Source organism: Methylosinus sporium, assembly GCF_003113265.1.
In the GTDB taxonomy this organism is placed as follows: Bacteria; Pseudomonadota; Alphaproteobacteria; order Rhizobiales; family Beijerinckiaceae; genus Methylosinus; species Methylosinus sporium.
Genome location: NZ_PUIV01000022.1, coordinates 39267 through 62049, shown reverse-complemented (window position 1 = coordinate 62049; position 22783 = coordinate 39267). Strand labels below are relative to the sequence as shown.

20 protein-coding genes and 1 other RNA gene are annotated in these 22783 nt (G+C 66.6%); 6 read left to right on the top strand and 15 right to left on the bottom strand.

The genetic code is table 11. From position 1 onward, the window contains the following. Window positions 1-53: 53 nt before the first annotated feature. The 11 genes from murC to rnpB all read right to left on the bottom strand — a co-directional run bounded on the left by murC (window position 54) and on the right by rnpB (window position 13076). Window positions 54-1457, bottom strand: coding sequence for a UDP-N-acetylmuramate--L-alanine ligase (gene murC / locus C5689_RS13395; RefSeq protein ID WP_108917776.1), 1404 nt, complete (start codon window positions 1455-1457; stop codon window positions 54-56). After that, entirely contained in the window at window positions 1454-2581 is a 1128-nt protein-coding gene (murG, locus tag C5689_RS13390; protein ID WP_108917775.1) for an undecaprenyldiphospho-muramoylpentapeptide beta-N-acetylglucosaminyltransferase, read from the bottom strand. Before murG ends, murC begins: the two co-directional genes overlap by 4 nt. Continuing rightward, the gene (locus C5689_RS13385) at window positions 2578-3726 is read right to left on the bottom strand and encodes an FtsW/RodA/SpoVE family cell cycle protein (RefSeq protein WP_108917774.1); all 1149 of its coding nucleotides are present in this window, start codon (window positions 3724-3726) and stop codon (window positions 2578-2580) included. The genes murG and C5689_RS13385 overlap by 4 nt, the downstream gene beginning before the upstream one ends. Continuing rightward, window positions 3723-5147 carry a UDP-N-acetylmuramoyl-L-alanine--D-glutamate ligase gene (gene murD / locus C5689_RS13380; RefSeq protein WP_108917773.1) on the bottom strand — a complete coding sequence of 475 codons (1425 nt, stop codon included), beginning with the start codon at window positions 5145-5147 and terminating at the stop codon, window positions 3723-3725. The genes C5689_RS13385 and murD overlap by 4 nt, the downstream gene beginning before the upstream one ends. Window positions 5148-5151: 4 nt before the next feature. Continuing rightward, window positions 5152-6234: a phospho-N-acetylmuramoyl-pentapeptide-transferase gene (gene mraY, locus C5689_RS13375; RefSeq protein ID WP_108917772.1), complete on the bottom strand. Its 1083-nt coding sequence runs from the start codon at window positions 6232-6234 to the stop codon at window positions 5152-5154. Between the two features lie 12 nt (window positions 6235-6246). Next, window positions 6247-7665, bottom strand: a complete 1419-nt coding sequence (locus tag C5689_RS13370) for a UDP-N-acetylmuramoylalanyl-D-glutamyl-2,6-diaminopimelate--D-alanyl-D-alanine ligase (protein WP_108917771.1) — start codon at window positions 7663-7665, stop codon at window positions 6247-6249. Further along, the gene (locus C5689_RS13365; protein WP_108917770.1) at window positions 7662-9113 is read right to left on the bottom strand and encodes a UDP-N-acetylmuramoyl-L-alanyl-D-glutamate--2,6-diaminopimelate ligase; all 1452 of its coding nucleotides are present in this window, start codon (window positions 9111-9113) and stop codon (window positions 7662-7664) included. Before C5689_RS13365 ends, C5689_RS13370 begins: the two co-directional genes overlap by 4 nt. Continuing rightward, entirely contained in the window at window positions 9113-10891 is a 1779-nt protein-coding gene (locus tag C5689_RS13360) for a peptidoglycan D,D-transpeptidase FtsI family protein (RefSeq protein ID WP_108917769.1), read from the bottom strand. Before C5689_RS13360 ends, C5689_RS13365 begins: the two co-directional genes overlap by 1 nt. Beyond that, complete coding sequence (gene ftsL, locus C5689_RS13355) at window positions 10888-11274, bottom strand: cell division protein FtsL (RefSeq protein WP_108917768.1); 387 nt, start codon at window positions 11272-11274, stop codon at window positions 10888-10890. The genes C5689_RS13360 and ftsL overlap by 4 nt, the downstream gene beginning before the upstream one ends. Beyond that, window positions 11274-12284, bottom strand: a complete 1011-nt coding sequence (gene rsmH / locus C5689_RS13350) for a 16S rRNA (cytosine(1402)-N(4))-methyltransferase RsmH (protein WP_108917767.1) — start codon at window positions 12282-12284, stop codon at window positions 11274-11276. The genes ftsL and rsmH overlap by 1 nt, the downstream gene beginning before the upstream one ends. A 399-nt stretch (window positions 12285-12683) precedes the next feature. Continuing rightward, window positions 12684-13076: RNase P RNA component class A (gene rnpB, locus C5689_RS13345), an RNA gene on the bottom strand. Between the two features lie 349 nt (window positions 13077-13425). On the opposite strand from rnpB, the gene C5689_RS13340 reads away from it, so the two are divergent. Continuing rightward, window positions 13426-14655: a beta-ketoacyl-[acyl-carrier-protein] synthase family protein gene (locus tag C5689_RS13340; protein ID WP_108917766.1), complete on the top strand. Its 1230-nt coding sequence runs from the start codon at window positions 13426-13428 to the stop codon at window positions 14653-14655. A 4-nt stretch (window positions 14656-14659) separates the two neighbouring features. Here C5689_RS13340 and C5689_RS13335 read toward each other — a convergent pair whose 3' ends face one another. After that, window positions 14660-15583: an alpha/beta fold hydrolase gene (locus tag C5689_RS13335; protein ID WP_244594695.1), complete on the bottom strand. Its 924-nt coding sequence runs from the start codon at window positions 15581-15583 to the stop codon at window positions 14660-14662. Window positions 15584-15684: 101 nt separating this feature from the next. Between C5689_RS13335 and C5689_RS13330 the strand changes: the two genes are divergently transcribed. Further along, entirely contained in the window at window positions 15685-16584 is a 900-nt protein-coding gene (locus C5689_RS13330) for a LysR family transcriptional regulator (protein ID WP_108917764.1), read from the top strand. Here C5689_RS13330 and C5689_RS13325 read toward each other — a convergent pair. Further along, window positions 16494-16919, bottom strand: a complete 426-nt coding sequence (locus C5689_RS13325; RefSeq protein WP_158271809.1) for a TfoX/Sxy family protein — start codon at window positions 16917-16919, stop codon at window positions 16494-16496. The genes C5689_RS13330 and C5689_RS13325 overlap by 91 nt on opposite strands. A gap of 82 nt (window positions 16920-17001) precedes the next feature. Then, window positions 17002-17493, bottom strand: coding sequence for a hypothetical protein (locus C5689_RS13320; RefSeq protein ID WP_244594694.1), 492 nt, complete (start codon window positions 17491-17493; stop codon window positions 17002-17004). A gap of 84 nt (window positions 17494-17577) precedes the next feature. Between C5689_RS13320 and C5689_RS13315 the strand changes: the two genes are divergently transcribed. The 4 genes from C5689_RS13315 (at window position 17578) to C5689_RS13300 (ending at window position 20135) form a co-directional block, all read left to right on the top strand. Then, window positions 17578-17976, top strand: coding sequence for a carboxymuconolactone decarboxylase family protein (locus C5689_RS13315; RefSeq protein ID WP_108917762.1), 399 nt, complete (start codon window positions 17578-17580; stop codon window positions 17974-17976). 36 nt (window positions 17977-18012) lie between these two features. After that, window positions 18013-18549, top strand: a complete 537-nt coding sequence (locus C5689_RS13310) for a P-loop nucleotide/nucleoside kinase family protein (RefSeq protein WP_108917761.1) — start codon at window positions 18013-18015, stop codon at window positions 18547-18549. Beyond that, a complete protein-coding gene (locus C5689_RS13305; RefSeq protein WP_108917760.1) occupies window positions 18546-18761 on the top strand; it encodes a hypothetical protein in 216 nt (71 codons plus the stop codon). Before C5689_RS13310 ends, C5689_RS13305 begins: the two co-directional genes overlap by 4 nt. 231 nt (window positions 18762-18992) lie before the next feature. Next, entirely contained in the window at window positions 18993-20135 is a 1143-nt protein-coding gene (locus C5689_RS13300) for an acyltransferase family protein (protein WP_108917759.1), read from the top strand. A gap of 395 nt (window positions 20136-20530) precedes the next feature. On the opposite strand, the gene C5689_RS13295 is transcribed toward C5689_RS13300, so the two are convergent. Then, the gene (locus C5689_RS13295; protein WP_108917758.1) at window positions 20531-22777 is read right to left on the bottom strand and encodes a primosomal protein N'; all 2247 of its coding nucleotides are present in this window, start codon (window positions 22775-22777) and stop codon (window positions 20531-20533) included. Between the last annotated feature and the right edge of the window lie 6 nt (window positions 22778-22783).

Sequence of the window (22783 nt, the reverse complement as noted above, 5' to 3'; positions counted from 1 at the left end):
CCTTCTCCCACGAGTGGGAGAAGGAGCGCGCGTTCTGCATGTCTGCGCGAATGTCACGGCGCGAGCTCCGCGAGCTGTCCCGGCAGCGCATAGGCCCATTTGGTAATGTCGCCGGCGCCGAGAAACACCACATAATCCCCGGGCGCGGCGATCTCGCGGATCAATCCGGGCAGCTCCTGCGGCGAAGCGAAAGCGCTCACGCGCCGCCCCTGCGCCGCGGCGGCGCGCGCCAGCGCGGGGCCGTCGACGCCCTCTATCTTGCTCTCGCCGGCCGGATAGACATCGGCGATCAGCGCGACATCCGCATCCGTGAAACAGCTCGCGAATTGATCGAACAGAGATTGCAGCCGCGTGTAGCGATGCGGCTGCATGATGGCGATCACCTTGCCCTTGGTGGAGGCGCGCGCGGCGCGCAGCACGGCGGCGATCTCGACCGGATGATGGCCGTAATCGTCGAAGATCGAAACGCCCTTCCACTCGCCCGTCTTGGTGAAGCGCCGCTTCACGCCGGCGAAGCGCGCGAGCCCGTCGCGAATCTTGTCCGCGGGAACGCCGAGCCGATGCGCCACCGCAATAGCGGCCGTGGCGTTGAGCGCATTGTGCCGTCCCGCCGCCGGCAGCAGCAGATCATCGAGCCGCGTCTCTGCGCCCGTGTCGCGATCGCGCAGCAGAACGGAAAAGCGTCCGACGCCGCCGGAAAGATCGAGATCGAACAGCCGCGCCTCGGCCTCCAGGCTCTCGCCATAGGAAATGACGCGGCGATCCTCGATCTGCGCAATGATCTCGCGCGCGGTCGGATGATCGAGACAGACCGCGGCGAAACCATAGAAGGGGAGATTTTCGATAAAGGCACGAAAGCCCTTCTTCACGCCGTCGAAATCGCCGAAATGATCCAAATGCTCGGGATCGACATTGGTGACGATGGCGACTTCGGCGGGAAGCTTCAAGAATGTGCCGTCGCTCTCATCGGCTTCCACCACCATCCATTCGCCGGCGCCCGGACGCGCATTCGTGCCGTATGCGTTGATGACGCCGCCATTCACCACCGTCGGATCGAGACCGCCCGCGTCGAGCAGCGTCGCGACGAGCGAAGTGGTCGTCGTCTTGCCATGCGTGCCGGCGACGGCGACGCAACGCTTGTCGCGCATCAACTCGGCGAGCATTTCCGCGCGCTTCACCACAGGCAGGCGCCGCGCGCGCGCCGCGACGAGCTCGGGATTGTCGCGCTTGATCGCGCTCGACACGACGACGACCGCGGCCTCGCCCAACCATTGCGCGTCATGGCCGACATGCACGCGCGCGCCCTTGCCGGCGAGGCGTTGCAGATTGGCGCCGTCGGCGGCGTCCGTGCCCTGCACATCATAGCCCTGCGCGAGCAGAATCTCGGCGACGCCGGACATTCCGATCCCGCCTATGCCGACGAAATGAATGGGGCCGAGACGGCGCGGCATTCTCATATAACGCTCCCCCGCGCCGGCGCGGCGCTGTGCTGCTCGCCCGCGACGGCGAGCACGAGATCGGCGAGCCGCTCGGCCGCGTCCGTGACCCCGACACTTTTGGCCGCCTGCGCGCGTCTTTGCAATTCCGCGCTGTCCGCAGCGAGCGCCGCGATGCGCGCCGCGAGCCATTGCGGCGTGAAATCGGCTTGGCGCGCCACTTCCGCCGCGCCGGATTTCGCCAGCACTTCGGCGTTGGCCGCCTGATCCTGATCCAGCGCATGGGGCAGCGGCACCAAAATGCTCGGCCGCCCGATCGCCGCCAGTTCGGTGACGGTGGAGGCGCCGGCACGCGCGATCACGAGATGCGCATTGGCGATGCGCTCCGGCAGATCGCCGAAGAAGGGCGCGATCTGCGCGACGATTCCAGCGCGCGCATAGGCCATTGTGACGCGCGCGAGATCCTCCTCGCGCGCCTGCTGCGTCAGCTCGATGCGCTCGCGCAATTCCTTCGGCAGCGATTCGAGCGCAGCCGGAACGATGTCCGACATCACCCGCGCGCCCTGCGAACCGCCGGTGACGAGCAGCCGCAATCCGCTGTCCTCGAAGCCCGGATAGGGAAGCGCCGCGGCGGCGAGCGCGGCGGGGCGCAGCGGATTGCCGGTGACGGTGATTTTTTCCGCGAGCGCATTCGAGACGCCGGAGAGCGGAAATCCCGACGCCACTTTATCGACGCGGCCGGCGAGGAACGAATTGGCGCGGCCCATCACCGCATTGGCTTCATGCAGCACAGTCGGGATGCGCAGCAGCGAAGCCGCGAACAGCGGCGGCACGCTCGGATAGCCGCCGAAGCCGACGACGGCGAGCGGCCGTACGCGCAGCAGAAGACGCAGCGCCTGCAAGGCGCCGACGCCGAGCGTCGCAATGGCTTTCGCCTTGTCGACGACGGAGCCGCCGCGCGGCGTCGCGGAAGCGATGGCGTGCATCGCGCGCGCGGGAAATTCGCCGCCATAGCGCAGCGCGCGCTCGTCGGTGACGAGCTCCACCGCAAAGCCGCGCGCGCGCAGCGCATGAGCCAGCGCTTCCGCCGGAAAGAGATGGCCGCCGGTGCCGCCGGCGGCGAGCAGAATGGGACGCTCGCTCATGCCCGCGCCTCCATGACGCTCGCCTCGACGATGGGCTCTATATGCGGGCGCCGGCGCGTCACCGCGAGCAGAAAGCCGAAGCCGAGCGCCAGCGAGATGAGCGAGGAGCCGCCGTAGGAAATGAACGGAAGCGTCATGCCCTTCGACGGCATCAGCTGGAGATTGACCGCCATATTGATGGCGGCCTGCAGACCGAACAGCATCACGAGACCTGCGGTCGCGAAGGCGCAGAAGGCGTCCTCGTTGCGCGAGGCGGAGTAGAGCCCGCGCAGCACGATGAGGCCATAGATCGCCGCGACGCCCATGCAGACGAAGAGGCCGAACTCCTCGCCGATGACGGCGAAGATCGTGTCCGTATGCGCGTCGGGCAGAATGCGCTTCAACGTGCCCTCCCCCGGACCTTTGCCGAACCAGGAGCCGCTGATGAAGCTGTAGAGCGCTGTGTCCGCCTGGAATGTGTCGGCGACGCCTTGCCCCGCCGCTTGCGGATCGAGAAAGCGCGTCACGCGCGCGTGAACATGCGGCAGGAATTTATAGGCCGCGACCGCGCCCACGACGCCCACGCCGCCGACGCCGAAAATCCAGAGCCAATGAATGCCGGCCATGAACAAGAGCCCCGCCCAGACGAGCGAGATCAGCAAGGTCTGGCCGATATCGGGCTGCAGCACCAGCGGCGCGACAGTAACGGGCAGCAGCGCGAGGGCGAGAAGGCTGCCGGGCACGTCCTTGCGCTTGGCGCCTTCCGAAAACGCCCAGGCGGCCATGATCACAAAGGCCGGCTTCAAGAATTCGGAGGGCTGAACGCCGAAGATCCAGCGCTTGGCGCCCTTCACTTCCTGGCCGAAGAACAGCGTGCCGACGACCAGCGCGAGCGACACGATCCACAAGACGACAGCGGCGCGCCGCACATGGCGCGGCGTGAGAAACGAGACGCCGAACATCACGATGATCGCGGGCGCGAGATACAGCACCTGCCGATGCACGAAATAGAAGGTAGAAAGATGCAGCCGCTCGGCCACCGGCGGGCTGCCGGCCATTGCGAAGACGAGGCCGCAGACGATGAGCAGCGCGACGCCGGCGATCAGCCAGCGATCGATCGTCCAGGCCCAATCGGAAAAAGTGGATCGCTCCGCGCGCGAGATCATGGCGTTTCTCCGGCAATGGGCGCATGGACATAGAGCTCGCGCGCGATGAGCCGAAAAGCGTCGCCGCGCGCTTCGAAATTGGCGAATTGATCGTAAGAGGCGCAGGCCGGCGAGAGCAGCACGACCGGCTCGCGCGCATCGCTGAGAGCAGCGTCCTCGGCGGCGCGCGCAATGGCGACGTCGAGCGTTCCGCAATGCTCATAGGGCGCCGCGCCCTCCAGAGTGCGAGCGAAATCCTGCGCCGCCGCGCCGATGAGATAGGCTTTGCGAATGCGCGAAAAGAGCGGACGCAGAGGCTCTATGCCGCCCTCTTTCGCCTTGCCTCCGGCGATCCAGAATATCTCGCCATAGGAGAGCAGCGCTTTCTCCGCCGCGTCGGCGTTGGTGGCTTTCGAGTCGTTGACGAAGATGATGCGGCCGCGCCGCCCCACCTCCTCCATGCGATGCGGCAGGCCGGGATAGGTGAGCAGGCCGCTCGCGATTTCTTCGCTGGAGAGTCCGCAATGCCAGGCGGCGGCGGCGGCGAAGGCCGCGTTCTGCGCATTATGTGCGCCGCGCAATGCGCGCGCGCCGTCGAGATCGCCGAGCGTCTCGGTCTCTTCGTGCGCATGGCCGGCCTCGCGATAGAGCGCCTTGCGCTCGGCGATGAAGAATCCCCAATCGAGCGCGCGCGCCGCCGAGACCGGATAGACGCGCTGGCCCTCGCGGCGCCGCTCCATCAGCCGCGCGCCGATCGCGTGCGAGAAAGAATCGTCGACGCCGATCAGCGCGACATCGGCGCCGGCGACGAGGCGCTCCTTCACCGCCGCGTAATTCTCCATCGTTCCGTGACGATCGATGTGATCTTGCGTCAGATTGATGAGAATGCCGATGGACGGCGCGAGCGAAGGCGTCAGATCGATCTGAAACGACGAGCATTCGATGACGTGAATGCCGGCCTCGGAGGGCGGCTCGAGATCGAGGATCGGCGTGCCGATATTGCCGCCGAGCTGCACGTCCTTGCCGGCGCTGCGCAGAATATGCGCGATCAGCGCCGTCGTCGTCGATTTGCCATTTGTGCCGGTGATGGCGATGAAGGTCGCGCCCGGCGCATGACGCGCGCGCTCGCGGCAAAAAATCTCTATGTCGCCGATCACCTCCACGCCCGCTTCGCGCGCGCGCGCGACCGTCCAATGCGGCTGCGGATGCGTCAGCGGCACGCCGGGCGAAAGAATGAGCGCGGAGAATTCGCGCCAATCCGCGCGCGTCAGATCGACCAGCTCCAAGCCCTGCGCCTGCGCCTTGGCGCGGCCGGCCTCGCCATCGTCCCAGGCGGCGACGCTGGCGCCGCCCGCGAGAAGCGCGCGCGCCGTCGAGAGGCCGGAGCCGCCGAGCCCGAAGAGCGCGACCTTGCGCCCTGCGAATGTGGTCGCCGGAGTCATGCGCTCACCTCAGCTTCAGCGAGGAGAGCCCGAGCAGGGCGAGCACGAAAGAGATGATCCAGAAGCGTATGACGATCTGCGGCTCGGTCCAGCCCATCTGCTCGAAGTGGTGATGGATCGGCGCCATGCGGAACACGCGCTTTCCGGTGAGCTTGAAGCTCGCCACCTGCACGATGACCGAGGCGCCCTCGAGCACGAAGAGGCCGCCGATGATGACGAGCACGAATTCCTGCTTGATGGCGACCGATATGGTTCCGAGCATTCCGCCGAGCGCGAGCGAGCCGGTGTCGCCCATGAATATCTGCGCCGGCGGCGCGTTGAACCACAGAAAGCCGAGGCCGGAGCCGATCAGCGCCGCGCAGACGATCGTGAGCTCGCCGGTGCCGGCGACATGATTGACGCCGAGATAATCGGAGAAGATCGAATTGCCGACGAGATAGGCGATGATGGCGAAGGCCGCCGCCGCGATCATCGACGGCACGATGGCGAGTCCGTCGAGACCATCGGTGAGATTGACGCAATTGCCCGCCGCCACGATGACGAAGGCGCCGAAGGGAATGAACAGCCAGCCGAGCGAGAAAGCGTAGCCTTTCAGCAGCGGCAGCGCGAGCTTCGACATATTGTCGCCGCCGACCGTGGTGAGCGCATAGCAGGCGAGGCCGGCGACGGCGAATTCGAGCGCAAGCCGCGCCTTGCCGGAAAAGCCTTTGTGCGACTGCTTCGTCACTTTCAGATAATCGTCGTAGAAGCCGATCGCGCCGAAGGAGGCGGTGACGAGAATGACGATCCACACATAGGAGTTTTTCAAATTCGCCCATAGCAATGTGGCGACGAGCAGCCCCGAGAGGATCATGAGCCCGCCCATGGTCGGCGTGCCCTTTTTGGTGAGGAGATGCGAGGCCGGCCCGTCCTCGCGAATGGGCTGGCCCTTGCCTTGCTTGATGCGCAGCGCATCGATGATGGAGGGGCCGAAGAAGAAGACGAAGAACAGCGCCGTCGCCGCCGCGCCGGCGGCGCGGAAGGTGATGTAGCGGAAGAGATTCAGCGGACCGAAGAGATGCGAGTAGTCCGCGAGCAGCGTCAGCATTCGTATTTTCCTTTACGAGGCCGCTTCGGAGTCGGCCGGGAATTTCGTTCTGATCGCCTCGACGATGCGCGCCATGCGCGAGCCGTTCGAGCCCTTGATCATGACGACGTCGCCGGGCGCGAGAGCAAAGAGCACGGCCTCCTCGAGCTCGGCGGCGTTGGCGCGATGCGCGCCGCGCATATGCTCGGGCGCGGCGTAATAGAGCCGCGCCATCAGCGGGCCGGCGGTGAAGAGGAGATCGACGCCCGCCGCCTCGAGGTCCTTGGCGAGGCCGGCGTGCAATTCGGCGGCGCTCGGCCCGAGCTCGAGCATGTCGCCGAGCACGGCGATGCGCCGCCGCGCGCTTCTCTCGGCGCCGATCAGCTCGAAGGCCGCGCGCATGGACGTCGGATTGGCGTTGTAGCTCTCGTCGACGAGGGTGAGACGCCCGTCGCCGATCGCGAGCGTTTCGCGACGGCCGCGCCCCTTGGGCGGCGCGAAATCGGCGAGCGTCTCCGCCGCCTGCTCCAGATCGATGTCGAAGACATGGGCGATGGTCAGCACGGCGAGCGAATTGACTGCGAAATGCTTGCCTGGCGCGCCGATGCGATAACGCAGGCGGCGGCCGAAAATCTCCGCCTCGGCGACATGTTCCTCGCCGTCATAGGAGAGCAGCCGCGCCTGCGCGGCCTCGCTCTCGCCGAAGGAGAAGACATGCGCGGCTTTGGAGGCGGCGGCGCCTTCGAGCAGCGCCTCATAGGTCTCGTCGTCGCGATTGATGATGGCGACGCCGCCGTCGACGAGGCCGGAGAAAATCTCCGCCTTGGCCGCGGCTATGGCGTCGAGCGACTCGAAATGTTCGAGATGCACGGGCGCGACGCGCGTCACCACGGCGACATGCGGCTCGACGAAACGCACGAGCGAAGCGATCTCGCCCGCGTGATTCATGCCGATCTCGAAGAGACCGAAACGCGCCGAGGCCGGCATTCGCGCGAGCGACAGCGGCACGCCCCATTGATTATTGTAGGAGGCGGCAGAGGCGTGCGTCTCGCCGAAATGCGAGAACATCGTCTTCGCCATGTCCTTAGTCGAGGTCTTGCCGACCGAGCCGGTGATCGCCGCGACATAGGCGCCGGAGCGCTCGCGCGCGCGGGTGCCGAGATATTCCAACGATTCCTGCACATCGCGCACGACATAGAGCGGCGAAAGATCGCGAAATTCTCCGGCGTGCGCGTCGTCGATCACCGCGCCCGCCGCGCCGCGCTCGAACGCCATGCGCACGAAATCATGACCGTCGCGCGCCTCGCCCTTTATGGCGAAGAAGAGATCGCCCGGCGCCAGCGTGCGCGTGTCGATGGAGACGCCGGTGACATCGCGCGGCAGGCCGCCGCTGATGCGCGCGCGCAGCGCGCCGATCAGCCCGAGCCCGCTCCATAGCGCTTGCTGCTTCATTCGCTCTCACCCTGCAAGGCCGCCTCGACCGCCGCCCGGTCTGAGAATGGCAGGACCTGATCGCCGATGATCTGGCCGGTTTCATGGCCCTTTCCGGCGACCACCAGCGCATCGCCCGCGCGCAGCCAGGAGACCGCGGCGCGGATCGCCGCGGTGCGGTCGCCGATCTCATGCACCTGCGCCGCGCCGACGCCGCGCGCCGCCTCCAATATCGCCGCGCGGATCGTCGCCGGCTCCTCGCTGCGCGGATTGTCGTCGGTGACGACGACGACATCGGCCGCGCGGGCCGCGATCTCGCCCATCAATGGGCGCTTGCCTCGGTCGCGATCGCCGCCGGCGCCGAAGACGACGACGAGCCGTCCTTTCGCCAGCGGCCGCAGCGCAGCGAGCACCTTGTCCAGCGCATCGGGCTTATGCGCATAATCGACGAAGACCGGAGCGCCCGCGCGCGCGCCGATGAATTCGAGCCGCCCCGGCGCGCCGCGCAATTTTTCCAGCGCCGCGAAAACCTGCGCCGGCTCCTCGCCGCAAGCGATGGCCATGCCGGCGGCGACCAGCGCATTGGAGATTTGAAACGCCCCGGCGAGCGGCAGAGCGACGGCGAAAGTCTCGTCGCCGCAGCGCAGCCGCAGCTGCGAGCCGAGCGCATCGGCCTTCGCCTCCAGCAGCGATATGGCGCGGCCCTTTTCGCCGACGTCGAAAATCGTCAGCCCGCGCTTCTCGCAAATCTCGATCACCCGCGCCGCGACGGAACTGTCGGCGTCGATCACCGCAGTCCGGCCGGGCGCCAGCAGCGTGTCGAAGAGCCGCATTTTGGCGACGAAATACTCCTCGAGATCGCGATGATGATCGAGATGGTCGCGCGAGAAATTGGTGAAGGCGCCGACTGTCAGACGCACGCCGTCGAGGCGGCGTTGGTCTATGCCGAGCGAGGACGCCTCCATGGCGAGATGGGTGACGCCGCGCGCGGCGAGCGCATCGAGAGACTGATGCAGCGCCACCGGCCCCGGCGTCGTCAGCGAGCCGTAATGCGCGCCGTTTTTATCGACGATCCCGATCGTGCCGAGCGAGGCCGCGTCGCGGCCGAGCGTCAGCCAGATCTGGCGTAGGAAATCGACGACCGAGCTCTTGCCGCTGGTACCCGTCACCGCCGCGACGATGTCCGGCTGGCGTGGGAAAAACCGCGCCGCCGCGCGCGCCAGCGCCGCGCGCACGTCGGCGACGACGACGAGCGGCAGCCCGACCTCGGCCGCGCGCGGCGCCACGATGACGCGCGCCCCGCGCGCGCGCGCATCGGCGGCGTAAGCGAGACCGTCGCCGGCATGGCCCGGCACGGCGAAGAAAGCATAGGCTTCGCGCACGTCGCGGCTGTCCGCGGTGACGCCGGCGATATCGAGATCGTCGCAATCCGCCGCCGTCGCTTCGTCGAGAAGCTCGGAAAGTCGCATCAATGCCCTCCCCCGCCATGGGCGGGACTATTGGCTATGCCGTAGCCGAGCCTGGCGAGCAGCGGGAAAGGCTGCGTCGGCAATTCGAAGCGCGGCGGCAGGCCGAGCAGCGGGCCGACGCGCTCGATGATCTGCGCCGTCACCTGGCCCGAATTATAGGCGGCCGTGGCGTAGCCTCCGGTCTCCGGCAGGCCTTGCGGCTCGTCCATTATGGTGAGGAACAGATACTTCGGTTTGTCCGAGGGCGCCACCGCCATGAAAGTGGTGAAGAGGCGCGTCTTGGAATAGCGGCCGCCGATCACCTTCTCCGCCGTGCCGGTCTTGCCGCCTACATAATAGCCGTTGATATTGACCTTCTTGGCGGTGCCGATCTCGGCGTTGAGCCGCATGAGATAGCGCATCGCCTCGCTGGTCTCGGGCTTCACCACTTGCACGGCGCTCTTGCGCGCTTCTTCCTCGCTGCGCTTCAGAAAAGTCGGCGCCATCAGATAGCCGCCATTCATCAGCGCGGAAACGGCCATCATCGCCTGCAGCGGCGCGACGGCGAGGCCGTGGCCGAAGGCGATGGTCATCGTGTTGAGCTCGCCCCAATTCTTCGGCACGATCGGCTCGGCGCTCTCGGGCAGCTCGGTGCGCATACGCGAAAGCTGGCCCATCTTGCGCAAGAACGCCTTGTGGCGTTCGACGCCCTGGCCAAGGGCCATGCGCGCGGTGCCGATGTTGGACGAATAGGTGAACACTTCCGGCACGGTGAGCGCGCGGTTCTGCGCGTGATAATCGTGAATGCGGAAGCGACCGAAGCTCAAGGCGCCGCGCGCGTCGAGACGCGAGCCGAGATTGACCTTGCCGGAGTCGAGCGCCATCGCGATGGTCAGCGCCTTGAAGGTGGAGCCCATCTCATAGACGCCGACATTCATGCGATTGATGATCGACGGATCGCGCATGTCGCCGGGCATGTTGGGATCGTAATCCGGCAGCGAGGCGAGCGCGATCACCTCGCCCGTATCGACGTCCATGATCGCCGCGGCGCCGGCCTTGGCCTTGTAATGCGTGACGCCTTTTTCCAGCTCGTCGCGCACCGCATGGGTCGCCTTTATGTCGATCGAGAGCGAGATAGGCTTCAGATCCTCGGGCGTGAGGCTGAAACCCGCATCATGCAGATCGGCGAGGCCCTGCCCGTCGATATATTTCTCGATTCCGGCGATGCCGCCATTGTCGATATTGACATAGCCGAGCACATGCGCGCCCGCTGGCCCGTTGGGATAGACGCGCTTGTTCTCCGGCGCGAGGCCGACGCCAGGCAGGCCGAGGTGAAACACCTCGTCGCGCTGCTTGGGCGTCACCGAGCGCTTCACCCACACGAAGCCCTTCTTCGAGGCGAGCTTGTCGCGCAGATCGCGCGCGTCGACATTGGGCAGAACCGCCGTGAGCAATTCCGTCGCCTCGTCCTTGTCGATGAGACGGCGCGGCTCGGCGAAAACGGAGACGGTCTTCACATCCGTCGCGAGAATTTCGCCATTGCGGTCGAGCACGTCGGGACGCGAGGCGGCGATGGTCTCGCCGGAGGCGCGGCGCATCGTCGTCGGATCGGGCTTGAAGCCGATGACGACGAGCCGCGCGCCGATGCCGACATAGAGGCAGACGAATCCGGCCGCGACCATGCGCATACGCGCGCCGGTCTTGCCGAGCGAGGTGGAGAACAGCCCGTCGAGCCGGCGGCGCAGGCCTTTCTTCGAGCCTTTGCTCGCGTCTCGCGTCACAGTGTCGGCGGCGGTCATCGCGGCTTTCCTTTCGGCGTCGTCGGCGCTTCGCTCGCGGCCGGCGTCGTCGCCGCGCCGCCGAGGCCGAGCGCGTCCAGCTTGCGGCCGATCGAGTCGATGCGCTCGGGCTTTTCCGGCAGCGACTGCGCCGTCGCGATCTGCGTCACGGCGAGCGGCTTCAAATCGAGATATTTGTCGGCGAGATCCTGCACGCGCTCGGGTCGCGTCAAAAAGGCCCATTCGGCGCGCAGCACGGCGATGGCGTCGCGCTCGCTCTTGGCCTCGCGCGTCATCTTGCTGATTTGCTCGGCGCGCAGCATGGTCTGATATTTGATCGAATAGGCGTAGAAGCCCGAGCCGATCAGCGCGAGAATGGCGACGACATTGAGAAAGCGCAGCATCAGCGTCTCCCTTTGACGCGTTCCGGCAGGCGCGCGAGACGCGCCAGCGCTTCGTCCATGGCGCGCGCCGGCGCCTCCGTGCGCGTCGCATAGCGCAGCTTGGCGGAGCGCGCGCGCGGATTTGCGGCGATTTCGCGGTCCGAAGGCGTCACCGGCTGGCGCCCTTCGCTGACGAAAGTCGGCGGCGGCGGAATCGGCTCGCCCGGCAGGCGGCGCGAGCGCGTCTCGCCGCGACCCGAGCGCTCGGCCAGGAATTGCTTCACGATGCGGTCTTCCAGCGAATGAAACGTCACCACGGCGAGCCGCCCGCCGGCTTTCAGCGCGCGCTCGGCGGCGCCCAGCGCCGCGACCAATTGGCCGAGCTCGTCATTGACGGCGATGCGCAGCGCCTGAAAGCTCTTCGTCGCCGGGTGAATGTCGCCCGGCTTTCCGGGCGCGGCGCGCTCGATGATCTGCGCCAGCGCGCGCGTCGTCTCTATGCGACCGGCCTCGCGCGCCTTCACGATGGCGCGGGCGATGCGGCGCGAGGCGCGCTCCTCGCCGTAATGATACAGAATATCGGCGAGCGCCTCTTCCTCGGCATCCGCGATAATGTCGGCGGCGCTCGGCCCGCGCCCCTCCATGCGCATGTCGAGCGGCCCGTCGTTGCGGAAGGAGAAGCCGCGCGCCGCCTCGTCGAATTGCATGGAGGAGACGCCGATATCGGCGACCACGCCATCGAGCGGCGTGAGCTCCATGCGCTCGGCCACCTCGGCCAGCTCGGAAAAGCGCGCCTCGACCAGCGTCAGCCGCCCGCCCGCCGCCTCCACCAGAGCATAGCCGGCGCGTATGGCGCTCGGATCGCGGTCCAGCGCCAGCACGCGCGTCCCCTCACGCGCCAGCAAGGCGCGCGTGTAGCCACCGGCGCCGAAAGTGGCGTCGAGATAGACTCCACCCGCACAGGGCGCGAGGGCGGCGACCGCCTCCTCGAGCAGCACGGGAACATGCCGCTCGGCGCCGCTCGTCGTCATCTCGCCTCCGATTCGAAATTTGCGTCGCATGGCCGCGCAGCGCCCGCTGGACGCGCCCGCCGCAGCCGATATTTGGCGTCGTCGCGGCCGTCCGCCGAGCCCCCGCGCGCGCGAGAAATCGCCGGCGCGCGCGAGGCGCGGGCGCGCCTTGTCCCTGAAAGACGTGTCATCGCTCTGAACAACAACGCATATCATGAAGAACCACGGGCGACGGAGCGGCGCGGGCGGCGCGGCGCTGGCGATTATTAGCCGTCGTCAGGGTTAAGGGAGCGTTGACGCGGGCGCGGGCCGCGCATCGCGCGTTAGGCAAGGCGGAGGCGGAGGTGATGAATAATGCGTCCGAGCGGGGGATAGACGACCCGCTCCCTACTCCCCACTGCCCGCCCCTCACGCGATAAAATCGCCAGTCGGCCTATAAGCCGGGTTCTGTATGGCGCGGCTTGGTTTCCCCGCCCACGCGCGATGGCCATTCCTCTGGGACGACGCTTGCGCGCCGCCTCTAGCGACCAACCCGGGCGACGGCCCGGAGACGGGCCGGGAAATATCGCTATTTCCAGTCGCCCCTATTCGGTCTTGCTCCCGGCGGGGCTTGCCATGCCTCGAACGTCGCCGCCCGAGCGGTGCGCTCTTACCGCACCCTTTCACCCTTGCCGCGGGCCCGAGGGTCGCGGCGGTTTGCTTTCTGTGGCGCTTTCCCTGGGGTCGCCCCCGCCGGACATTATCCGGCGCCGTGTCTCCGTGGAGCCCGGACTTTCCTCTATCCCGAAGGACAGCGGCCATCCAGCCGACTGGCTGATGAGGGAATAGGTAGCCGAGGGGGGAAGGTCAAGACAGCCGCCGCCGCACGAGAAGGATGCTCGATAGACCACTACGCGGGAGAGTGTGGGCCCCTTCGGGGTCTCGATTTCGAATGACGCAGGCGGGCCGAGGGGCGCGCAAGGACCGTAGACATACGTAACGCAGCGAAAAAGTTCCTGCAAATCTATCACTTACGCGCCTGTGCGACGCCGCGCCGCGCGCCTTTGCGGGGAAAATGCCGGCCTCCGGCTTGCGCCCGAGGCGACGGTGACGGCAAAAAGAGCTATCGTCCGAGCTGTCGGATAACAGGCCGGGCGCGGCCGCAGCGGAGCGACTATCCACATTGGCCACAGCGGTGAGACAGGATGTGAGACGCGTCGTCGTCTCGGGCATGGGCGCAGTTTCGGCCGCCGGCGTCGGCGCGCAGCCGCTCTGGGAAGCGGCCCGCGACGGCCAATGCCAGGTCCGTCCTCTTAAGCTCGAGCGCCCCTATGGCGGGCGCATCAAAATCGCCGCGCAAGCGATGAATTTCGACCCGCTCGCCTATCTCGAGCCCGATATCCTGCCCTATTGCGACCCCTTCACCCAATATGCCATCGTCGCCGCCGACGAGGCCATGGCGCAGGCGGGCTTCGGCCGCAAGGATATCGCCGGGCCGCGCACGGCGGTCGTCATCGGCTCCGGCATAGGCGGCTCCAAGACGATCGATGACGAGGCCCATAAGGAATACAACTCCCGCGAGCGCGCCGATCCGCTGACCGTGCCGCGCCTCATTCCGAGCGCCGCGCCGACCATGCTCGGAATGCGCTATTCCTGCAACGGGCCCACTTTCGCCATCGCCAGCGCCTGCTCCTCGGCGAGCCAGGCGATCGGCGTCGGCCTCGAGATGATCCGCTCCGGCGCGGCCGATCGCGCCATCGTCGGCGGGGCGGAGGCGGCCGTCATCAATGGCTCGCTGCGCTCCTGGGAGGCGCTGCGCGTGCTGACGCCGGATTTCTGTCGCCCCTTCTCGGCCGGCCGCAACGGCATCGTGCTCGGCGAAGGCGCGGGAATTTTCGTGCTGGAGACCGAGGAGCTCGCCCATGCGCGCGGTCACGCGCCTTTGTGCGAGCTCGCCGGTTATGGCACGTCGAGCGACGCTTTCGATCCGCTGCGGCCCAATGTCGAGGGTCCCTCGGCCGCCATGCGGCAGGCGCTGGAGAGCGCCGGCCTCTCGCCCGACGATATCGACTATCTCAACGCCCATGGCACCGGCACCTACGCCAATGACATCACCGAGTCGGAGGCGATTCTGCGCGTCTTCGGCGAGCGCGGCGGGCGTCTGCCGGTCTCCTCGACCAAGCCGATCCACGGCCATGCGCTGGGCTCCTCCGGCGCGCTCGAGCTCGTCATCACGATAAACGCGCTGCGCGCCCAGCTCGCCCCGCCGACGATCCATTTCAAGGGCCCGGACCCCAAATGTCCGATCGACCCGGTGCCGCACGAGGCGCGCCGCGTCGCGATCCGCGCGGCCATGTCCAACTCCTTCGCCTTCGGCGGCATCAACGCCGTGCTGGTTGTGCGCCAGGCCTGACGCGTCACGCGGAGAGAAACCGCTCCGCCTCGCGCCAAAAAACCTCCGGCGCCTCGTCGGCGACGAAATGGCCGCTCTCCTCCACGATGATCGAGGAGAGCGCGCGCGCCTTCGGCCGCAGCGCCTCGGCGAGCCGCTCGCCGACGCCATGACGGCCGGCGATCGCCAGAACCGGCATATCGAGCCGGCGATCGGCCAGCGCGGCGACCGATCGCGCATCCTCCGGCAGCGCGCGATAATATTCGAAGCCCGCGGTCATGCCGCCCGGCGTCGCATAATGACGCGCGAATTCGTCGATCGCCGCCGCGCTCACCGCATCCTCGCGAAACGACCACGCCCGGATCTGCGCGGCGATATAATCGCGCTCGCGCCCTTTGGTCAGCAGTTCGGGAATCTCGCGCGCCATGTGAAATCCGTAATGCCAGGCGCCGCCGCGCCGGGCGTCCATATTCTCGGTCCCTGGAACGAGGCAATCGACCAGGACGAGCCGAGCCACTTTCTCGGGATGCAGCAGCGCCAGCATGAAGGCCGCCTTGCCGCCCATGTCATGGCCGACCACATACGCCCGCCCGCCCGCGGCGCGATCGATGAGCGCGGCGATATCCTCGGCAATTCGACGCTTGTCATAGCCGGAAGGCGGACGGTCCGATAATCCGACGCCGCGCAGATCGGGCGCGATGACGGTGAAGCGGCGCGCCAGCCGCTCCATCGTCGCGGCCCAGGCGAACCATGTTTGCGGCCATCCATGCAGCAGCACGACCGCAGGCCCGGCGCCGAGCGTGACGAAATGCAGCCGCAGCCCGTCGACCTCGAGGAAGCGGCTCTCCGCGCCCGCCGGCGGCAGCCTCGCCGCGCGCGCCCGCTCCGAAATCCCCTGCGTCGCGGCCGCCCCGGCGGCGGCCAGAAATGCACGCCTGTCGATCGTCATCCTCACCTCCCGAGCCGAAACCATCGCTCGGGAGAGTTGCCGATCGCCCGCCATGCGTCTATCGACAGGAATGACAAGCTTATCATAACCAATGGTTATAGATGGACCTCGCCGCCGCGCTTCGCGCCTTCCTCCGCATCGTCGAGCGCGGCTCGATGACGGCGGCGGCCGCCGATCTCGGCGTCTCACAACCGGCCGTCAGCAAGCTGCTACGCAATCTCGAGGCGCATGTCGGCGCGCGCCTCCTGGAACGCGGCCCACGCGCGCTGCGCCCGACGGCGCGCGGCCTCGCGCTCTATGAGGCCGCCGGCGGCCCGCTCGCAGCCATAGACGCGGCGCTCGAGAACCAGCGCGGCGAAGGCGCCGAGATCGCCGGCGAATTGCGCCTGCACGGGCCGAGCTGCATCGGCGAAGTCCATTTGCGCCGCATAGTGACCGCGTTTCAGGACGCGCATCCTCACGTCTGCGTGTCTCTTTCGCTCGAAAATCGCCCGGTCGATCTCATTTTCGAGAATATAGACGTCGCGCTGCGCATGGGCCGGCCGAGCGAGCGCTCGCTCATCCAAAAGCGCATCGGCTTCAGCCGGCGCATTCTCGTCGCTTCGCCCTCTTACCTGTCGCGCAGCGCGCCTCTGCGCGACGCCGCCGATCTTTCCGCGCATGACCTTCTCGTCACCGACGCCTCGCTGCGCAATGGCGCGCTGCGCCTGCGCAAGGGCGAGACGGCCGAAGATATTCCGGTGCGGCCCAAGCTCGTCACCAATAGCGCGCAGGTTCTCGTCTCGGCGCTGCGAGAAGGACGCGGAATCGCCACGGCGCAATTGCTGCTCGTCGCCGAGGAGCTGCGCAGCGGCGCGCTGGTCCGCGTGCTGCCCGATCACGAGATCGAGCCGAGCGAATTCTTCCTCGTCTATCCTTCGGCGCGTTTTCTACGCCCCGTCGTGCGCGCCTTCGTCGATTTCGCCGCGCCGGCCCTTCGCCGCGTCGAGGGGATTTTCTGATCCGCCGCGGCTCGCTGGAGCGTCTCGACGAAAGCGACCGCGAGGCCGACCAATTCGGCCAGCGCCGCATCGCTGCGCAGCGCCGCGGGCGCGGCCGTCGCCCAGCCTTTCATGACGCGCCCGCCGAGAATCGCCGGCGCCACATGCTCCCGCGTCGCCGCCAGCCGCGCGCCCTCCTCGCCGAGACGCAGGATGAGGCTGTCGCCCCGCACGGCGACGCACATATTACCCTTCAGCAGGAAGCAGAGGCCGCCGAACATGCGGCGCGGCTCGACATCATCACGCGCCGCGAAGAGCGCATGAAGCCGCGAGACGAGATCGGGATCATAAGCCATGTGCGGTCTCCTTTCGCCGCCTCGCATCGGCGCCTGCGCTCCGGCTATGATAGACCCGGCGCGCAGACGAAAAGCTCGAAGCTCACTTCTTCCTGCAAGCCTCGACGAATTTCTCGACCTTGCCCGCGACGCCTTTCAGCGGCGCGGATTGCTTCGAGCCGCCGATCGTCACGACGAGCGTCTCGCCGCGCGCCATGGCGGCGAAGATCGGATCGTCGGCGGCGATCCGCCCCTCGAAGCTCGGAACGCCCGCCTCCTCATTCGGCGCGAGCTTTCCGGCGATCTTCGTCTGCGTCTCGCCCACGGCGAAAATCGCCGTCGCGGCCTTGCCGGCCTTCTGCTTGCCGTCGGTTTCCGAAATAAAGACCGTCACCGCGCCGCTATGCGCTGCGCAGTGAAAGCCGCCGAGCGAATCGTCGGTTTCGGGAACGCCATAGTCGAGATAGGCCATCGGCGGCTCACCTGCGTCGAATCTGTAGTCCCACACGCGCCCCTGCGCCGTAGCTGGCGACGCCGCGCCCGAGAGAGCGGCGAAGAGCGCGGCCGTCCTCGCCCGAAGCATTGCGCTGATCATCTCTCTCTCCTTTTCGAGCCATGCGGAAAGCGCGCGCGCGATCTATGATAGGCCGAGCGCAACCAAAAGAGAAAGCGACACGCCATGGCCACTGTGACATTGCTCGCCGACGACGAGCTCTCCGACGAAGCCCGCGCGGTCTTCGACGACATACGCGCGACGCGCAAAAGCGATTTCGTCAATAATTTCTGGCGCGCCCTGGCGCATGATCCGGTCACGCTGAAACGCACATGGGAGAGCATAAAGGCGGTGATGGGCCCCGGCGCGCTCGACCCCAAAATGAAGGAAATGCTCTATATCGCCGTCTCCATCGCGCATGGCTGCTCTTATTGCATCCACTCCCACACGGCGAGCGCCCGCGCCAAGGGCATGAGCGAGGCGGAGTTCCACGAGCTTCTCGCCATCGTCGGCATGGCCTCGGAGACGAACCGCCTCGTCACCGCGCTCGGCGTCGAGGTGGATGCGGAATATGAGGTGAGGTGAAGGCGAGAGCCCAAACAGCGATCGGGAGACGAGGGCATGACGATAAAGCCGGCAGCCTTCCTGCTTCACGGTTTCCTCGGCGCGGGCAAAACCACACTCGCGAAGCGACTGGAGCTGGAGCAAAATGCGCTTCGCTTCACCCATGACGAATGGATGAGCCGGCTCTACGGCGCCGACCCTCCGGAGGCCGAATTCGAGGAGCGCGCCCGCCGCGTCTACGCGGTGATGGAAGACCTTTGGACGCGCAGCATCGATCTCGGGACGAATGTCGTTCTCGATTTCGGTTTCTGGTCGCGAGCCGAGCGAACGCGCGTGCGCGAGCTTGTCGCCTCGCGCGGCGGCAAGCCGGTTCTTTGCCGCCTGAGCTGTCCCGACGATGTCGCCTGGCGGCGGATCGCGCAGCGCAACGAACAGCCGGCGGGAAGTCTCTACATCGCTCCCGCCACGTTCCAGTTGCTGAAAAGCCGGTTCGAATCGCTCGAGCCGGACGAGGATCGCGTGGAGATCGCATCGACGACCGCCGACGGGCGGAGCGCATCGCGGCCGACGAGGCCGCCGCACCCCGCTATATGAAGCTCATTCGCGCCCTCGTCGCCGAGGCGGGCCAGCGGCTCGACCGCGTGACCGCCGGCGATCCGACGCACGAATTCGCCGGCGCGCTCACGACCGCTTGGTATTTCCTTACCGATCAGGGCCTGTTCCACATGGTCGACGCCGGCGGCAAAGCCATCATGTTCCGCGGCCGTTCGACCACCGATCACGTCTGCGAGATCGACGCGCCGTGAGCGACGGGAGCATGGAGTCTCACGCGACGACAATCCCCGTCGAAATGGCGTGGGATGGCCGTATCGCGCACAAGTGACAGGCCGGGAAATCGCGGCGTAGGATCGTATATGGCGGGCGTGGCGGTCTTGAATCGCGCGAGTCGGCTCGGACACGAAACCCTACGCTAAATCAGACCTTTGTACCGCTTCCGCCAGCCAACCGTGCATTTCTCGGGCTAAAGGCGGCTCCAAATGACGAGCTTTAAGAAAGACATTGACCGCTTTGGATATCACAATAATATTTTTGGCTTTATCAGACTTCTATTCGCGTCTTTTGTCATCATCGCCCATACTCCCGAATTGATAGACGGCGACAATAGCCGAGAATTGCTCAACCGCCTCTTCGGAACCATATCGTTTGGAACCTTGGCGGTCGACGGTTTTTTCATCGTGAGCGGATACCTCATCGTTGGAAGCTTTTTGAAAAATCCGCATCCAATACCTTATCTAAAAAAACGTATCGCAAGAATATATCCGGCTTTTATAGCGTCAACTTTGTTTTGTATTATCATTGTCGCGCCATTGGCAGGCGCTACGGCCGCCGACATATGGTCATCATTAGGCGGCAACCTTCGTGGAATAATAATATTGCGACCGCCTTCAGTGCCCAATGTATTTTCTGGCTCCCCATATGCGGCCTTGAATGGCGCGATGTGGACGATAAGCTATGAATTTCAGTGCTATCTTCTCGTCTTGATTCTCGGCCTGATCGGAGCGCTCCGTCGTCCCTGGATGCTCTCGGCGCTGGCGGTCATATGCTTGATCGGCTATGAGCAAAGCTATATACACGGCCAGAATCAGCAGTTGCGTCTTACAGGCATTTTTCTGTTCGGATCGCTATTTTATCTTTGGCGTGATCGGATTGTTCTTACCCCTGCGTATACGGCGATGGCGCTCGCCGCTCTGCTCGGCTTCCTGTTCATTCCGACTTTAGCCGAGCCGGCAATCGCAATATTCGGCTCTTACGTTATTTTTTCAATCGCATCCTTCGGCGGCTCTTGGGCGATCGCTCGGATCAACAACAGCGACGACATTTCCTATGGCGTCTATTTATATGCTTGGCCGATCGAGAAATTGATTTTGTGGTATTTTCCATCAGCGAATCCGCTCCTGGCCGGAACCGCGACGTTTCTTATCGCCTGCGGCTTCGGCTGGCTGAGCTGGCGCGGACTCGAGAAACGCGTCATGCGCCTGAGCGAAAGCTGGAACCCGCCACTTTTATTGGAGCGTAAAGGCGCCGAAATCCTCCGCGCGCTCGGTTCGAGGCAAAATCAAGCGGCAACTCCAATCGAGCGGAATATTCGACCAAACCGTCGCCACCTTGATAATGTCTGAAAATATTCCCATATCCCTGCCACTCCCTCCCACGAATGGCGCGTTCCTCGGGTTGTGGGGCGCGGGCGGCTCCATCCGGGATGGCGATCCCCGTCCCTGGACAGGCAGCGCCTCGCGGGGCGGCGTTCTTCTCCCGTCCATAGGGAGAAAAAAGAACCGCTCCGTGATCCCAGGCCGTCGGACTCGATCGCGTCTTGATCGAGAAACCCCAGGATTCGCGGGTTCGACCAAGCCTCGGGATGTCGACGAGAACGACAACCGCGTTTCGGAACGCTCTGGACCCGATCGAATTTTTTCGCGCAACGGCCGTAAGGGGCCGGAGCGTCCCGAAACGCCCTTTACCATCCCCCGCGCAGCAAAGCGCCGGGACGCGCTCGCGCGCTCTGAATACTTTCTTACCAAAAGCTCTGCGGATCGACATCCACCGCCACGCGCACGCCGCCGCGCTCTTTGGGCGCCGCCGCCAGCATGGCGCGCAGATAGGCCTGCAGATCGGCGCTCTTGGGCGCCTTCACCAGCAGGCGGAAACGATAGCGCCCGCGAATGAGCGAGATGGGCGCCTCGGCTGGGCCGAGCACCACGATCTCGTCGGCCTCCGGCAGGCCGCCGGCCGGGGCGACGCGATAGCGATCGGTCGAGGGCAGCGAATGCCCCGCCCGCGCCAGAGCGCGCGCATGGGTCTCGGCGGCGCCGGCGTCCTTGGCCGAGACGATCAGCGCCGCGAGGCGCCCGAAGGGCGGCAGGCCGGCGCGCTCGCGTAATCGCGTTTCTTGCGCGTAGAACGCCTCCGCCTCGCCGGAGAGAATGGCGCGAATGACCGGATGGTCGGCCTGCCAGCTCTGGATCAGCGCACGGCCTGGCTTGTCGCCGCGGCCGGCGCGGCCGGTCACCTGATTGAGCAGCTGAAAGGTGCGCTCGGCGGCGCGGGGATCGCCGCTGCCGAGCCCGCTGTCGGCGTCCACCACGCCGACCAGAGTGAGAAAGGGGAAATTATGCCCCTTCGCCACCAATTGCGTGCCGATGACGATATCGAAAGCGCCAGCCGCGATCTCGGCGAGCTCGCGGCGCAAGCGCTCCTGCCCGCCCGGAAAATCCGAGGAGAGCACCAGAGTGCGGGCCTCGGGAAAGAGGATCGCCGCCTCTTCGGCGAGCCGCTCGACGCCCGGCCCGCAGGCGGTGAGCGAATCCTCCGCCTCGCATTCCGGGCAGATGTGCGGGCGGCGCTCGACATGGCCGCAGTGATGGCAGACCAGCGCGCGGCGAAAGCGATGCTCGACCAGCCAGGCGTCGCAATTCTCGCAGCGGAAGCGATGGCCGCAGCTGCGGCACAGAGTGAGCGGCGCATAGCCGCGCCGATTGAGGAAGAACAGCACCTGCTCGCCGCGCGCGATCGTCTCCTGCGCCTCCGCCACGAGGCGCGGCGCGAGCCAGCGTCCGCGCTCCGGCCCATTGGCGCGCATGTCGATCGCCTCTATGCGCGGCATTGGCCTCGCGTTGGCGCGGGCGGTGAGGCGCAAATAGCCATAGCGGCCGGTCTGCGCATTGACGCGCGTTTCAATGGAAGGAGTAGCCGAGGCGAGCACGATGGTCGCGCCCTCGAGCCGCGCGCGCACCACCGCCATGTCGCGGGCGTGATAGGCGACGCCGTCCTCCTGCTTATAGGCGGCCTCATGCTCCTCATCGACGACGATGAGCCGCAAATTCGAGAATGGCAGGAACAGCGCCGAGCGCGCGCCGGCGACGACCTTCACCTCGCCCATGGCGACGCCGCGCCACAGCCGCGCGCGCTTGCGCTCGGAGACGCCGGAATGCCATTCGGCGGGCTTGGCCCCGAAACGCGCGGCAAAACGCTCGAGGAATTGCGCGGTGAGCGCGATCTCCGGCATCAAGACCAGCGCCTGCCCGCCAGCGCGCAGAGCCGCCGCGACGGCCTCGAAATAGACCTCCGTCTTGCCGGCGCCGGTGACGCCCTCCAGCAGAAAGGGCCGATAGCCGCCCTGCTCCACCGCGCTCGTCAGCGCCTCGGCGCCCGCGAGCTGCTCGGCCTCCAGCGGCGCGCGCGCGAAATCGGGATCCAGCGCGCCGGCGACGGGCTCCGGCGGCAGAGCGACGGCCTCGAGCGCACCGGCGTCGACCAGCGCATCGACGACGCCATTGGAGCAGGCCGCCGCGCGGGCGAGCTCGCCCTTGGAAAATGTGAGGCCGCCCTCCGCCGCCTCTATGACGCGCGCCCGCGCCGCCGTCATGCGCTCGGGCGGCGGGCCGGCGAGCCGATAGCCGACGCGGGGCGTCTCCGGCGCCGCCTCCTCCACCGCGCGGGTGGCGAGGCGCAGCGCCATGCCGCGCGGCGCCAAGGTCCAGCGCGCCACCCAATCGACGAAGCCGCGCAATGTCTCGCCCAGCGGCGGCCGGTCATATTTGGCGATGACGGATTTGAGATTGCCCGGCCCGGCGCCGCCCGCCGGCGCGACCGACCAGACGACGCCAAAAGATTTGCGCGTCGCCAGCGGAACCTCGACGCAATCTCCCGGCGAAAGCCGCAGCGCCGGCGGCGCGTAATAGGAATAGGCCATATCGACGGCAACCGGCAGCAGGATCTCGACGATCTGCGCCCCTTCCCTCGTGTCCGCCTCGCCGCTCATGGGCGC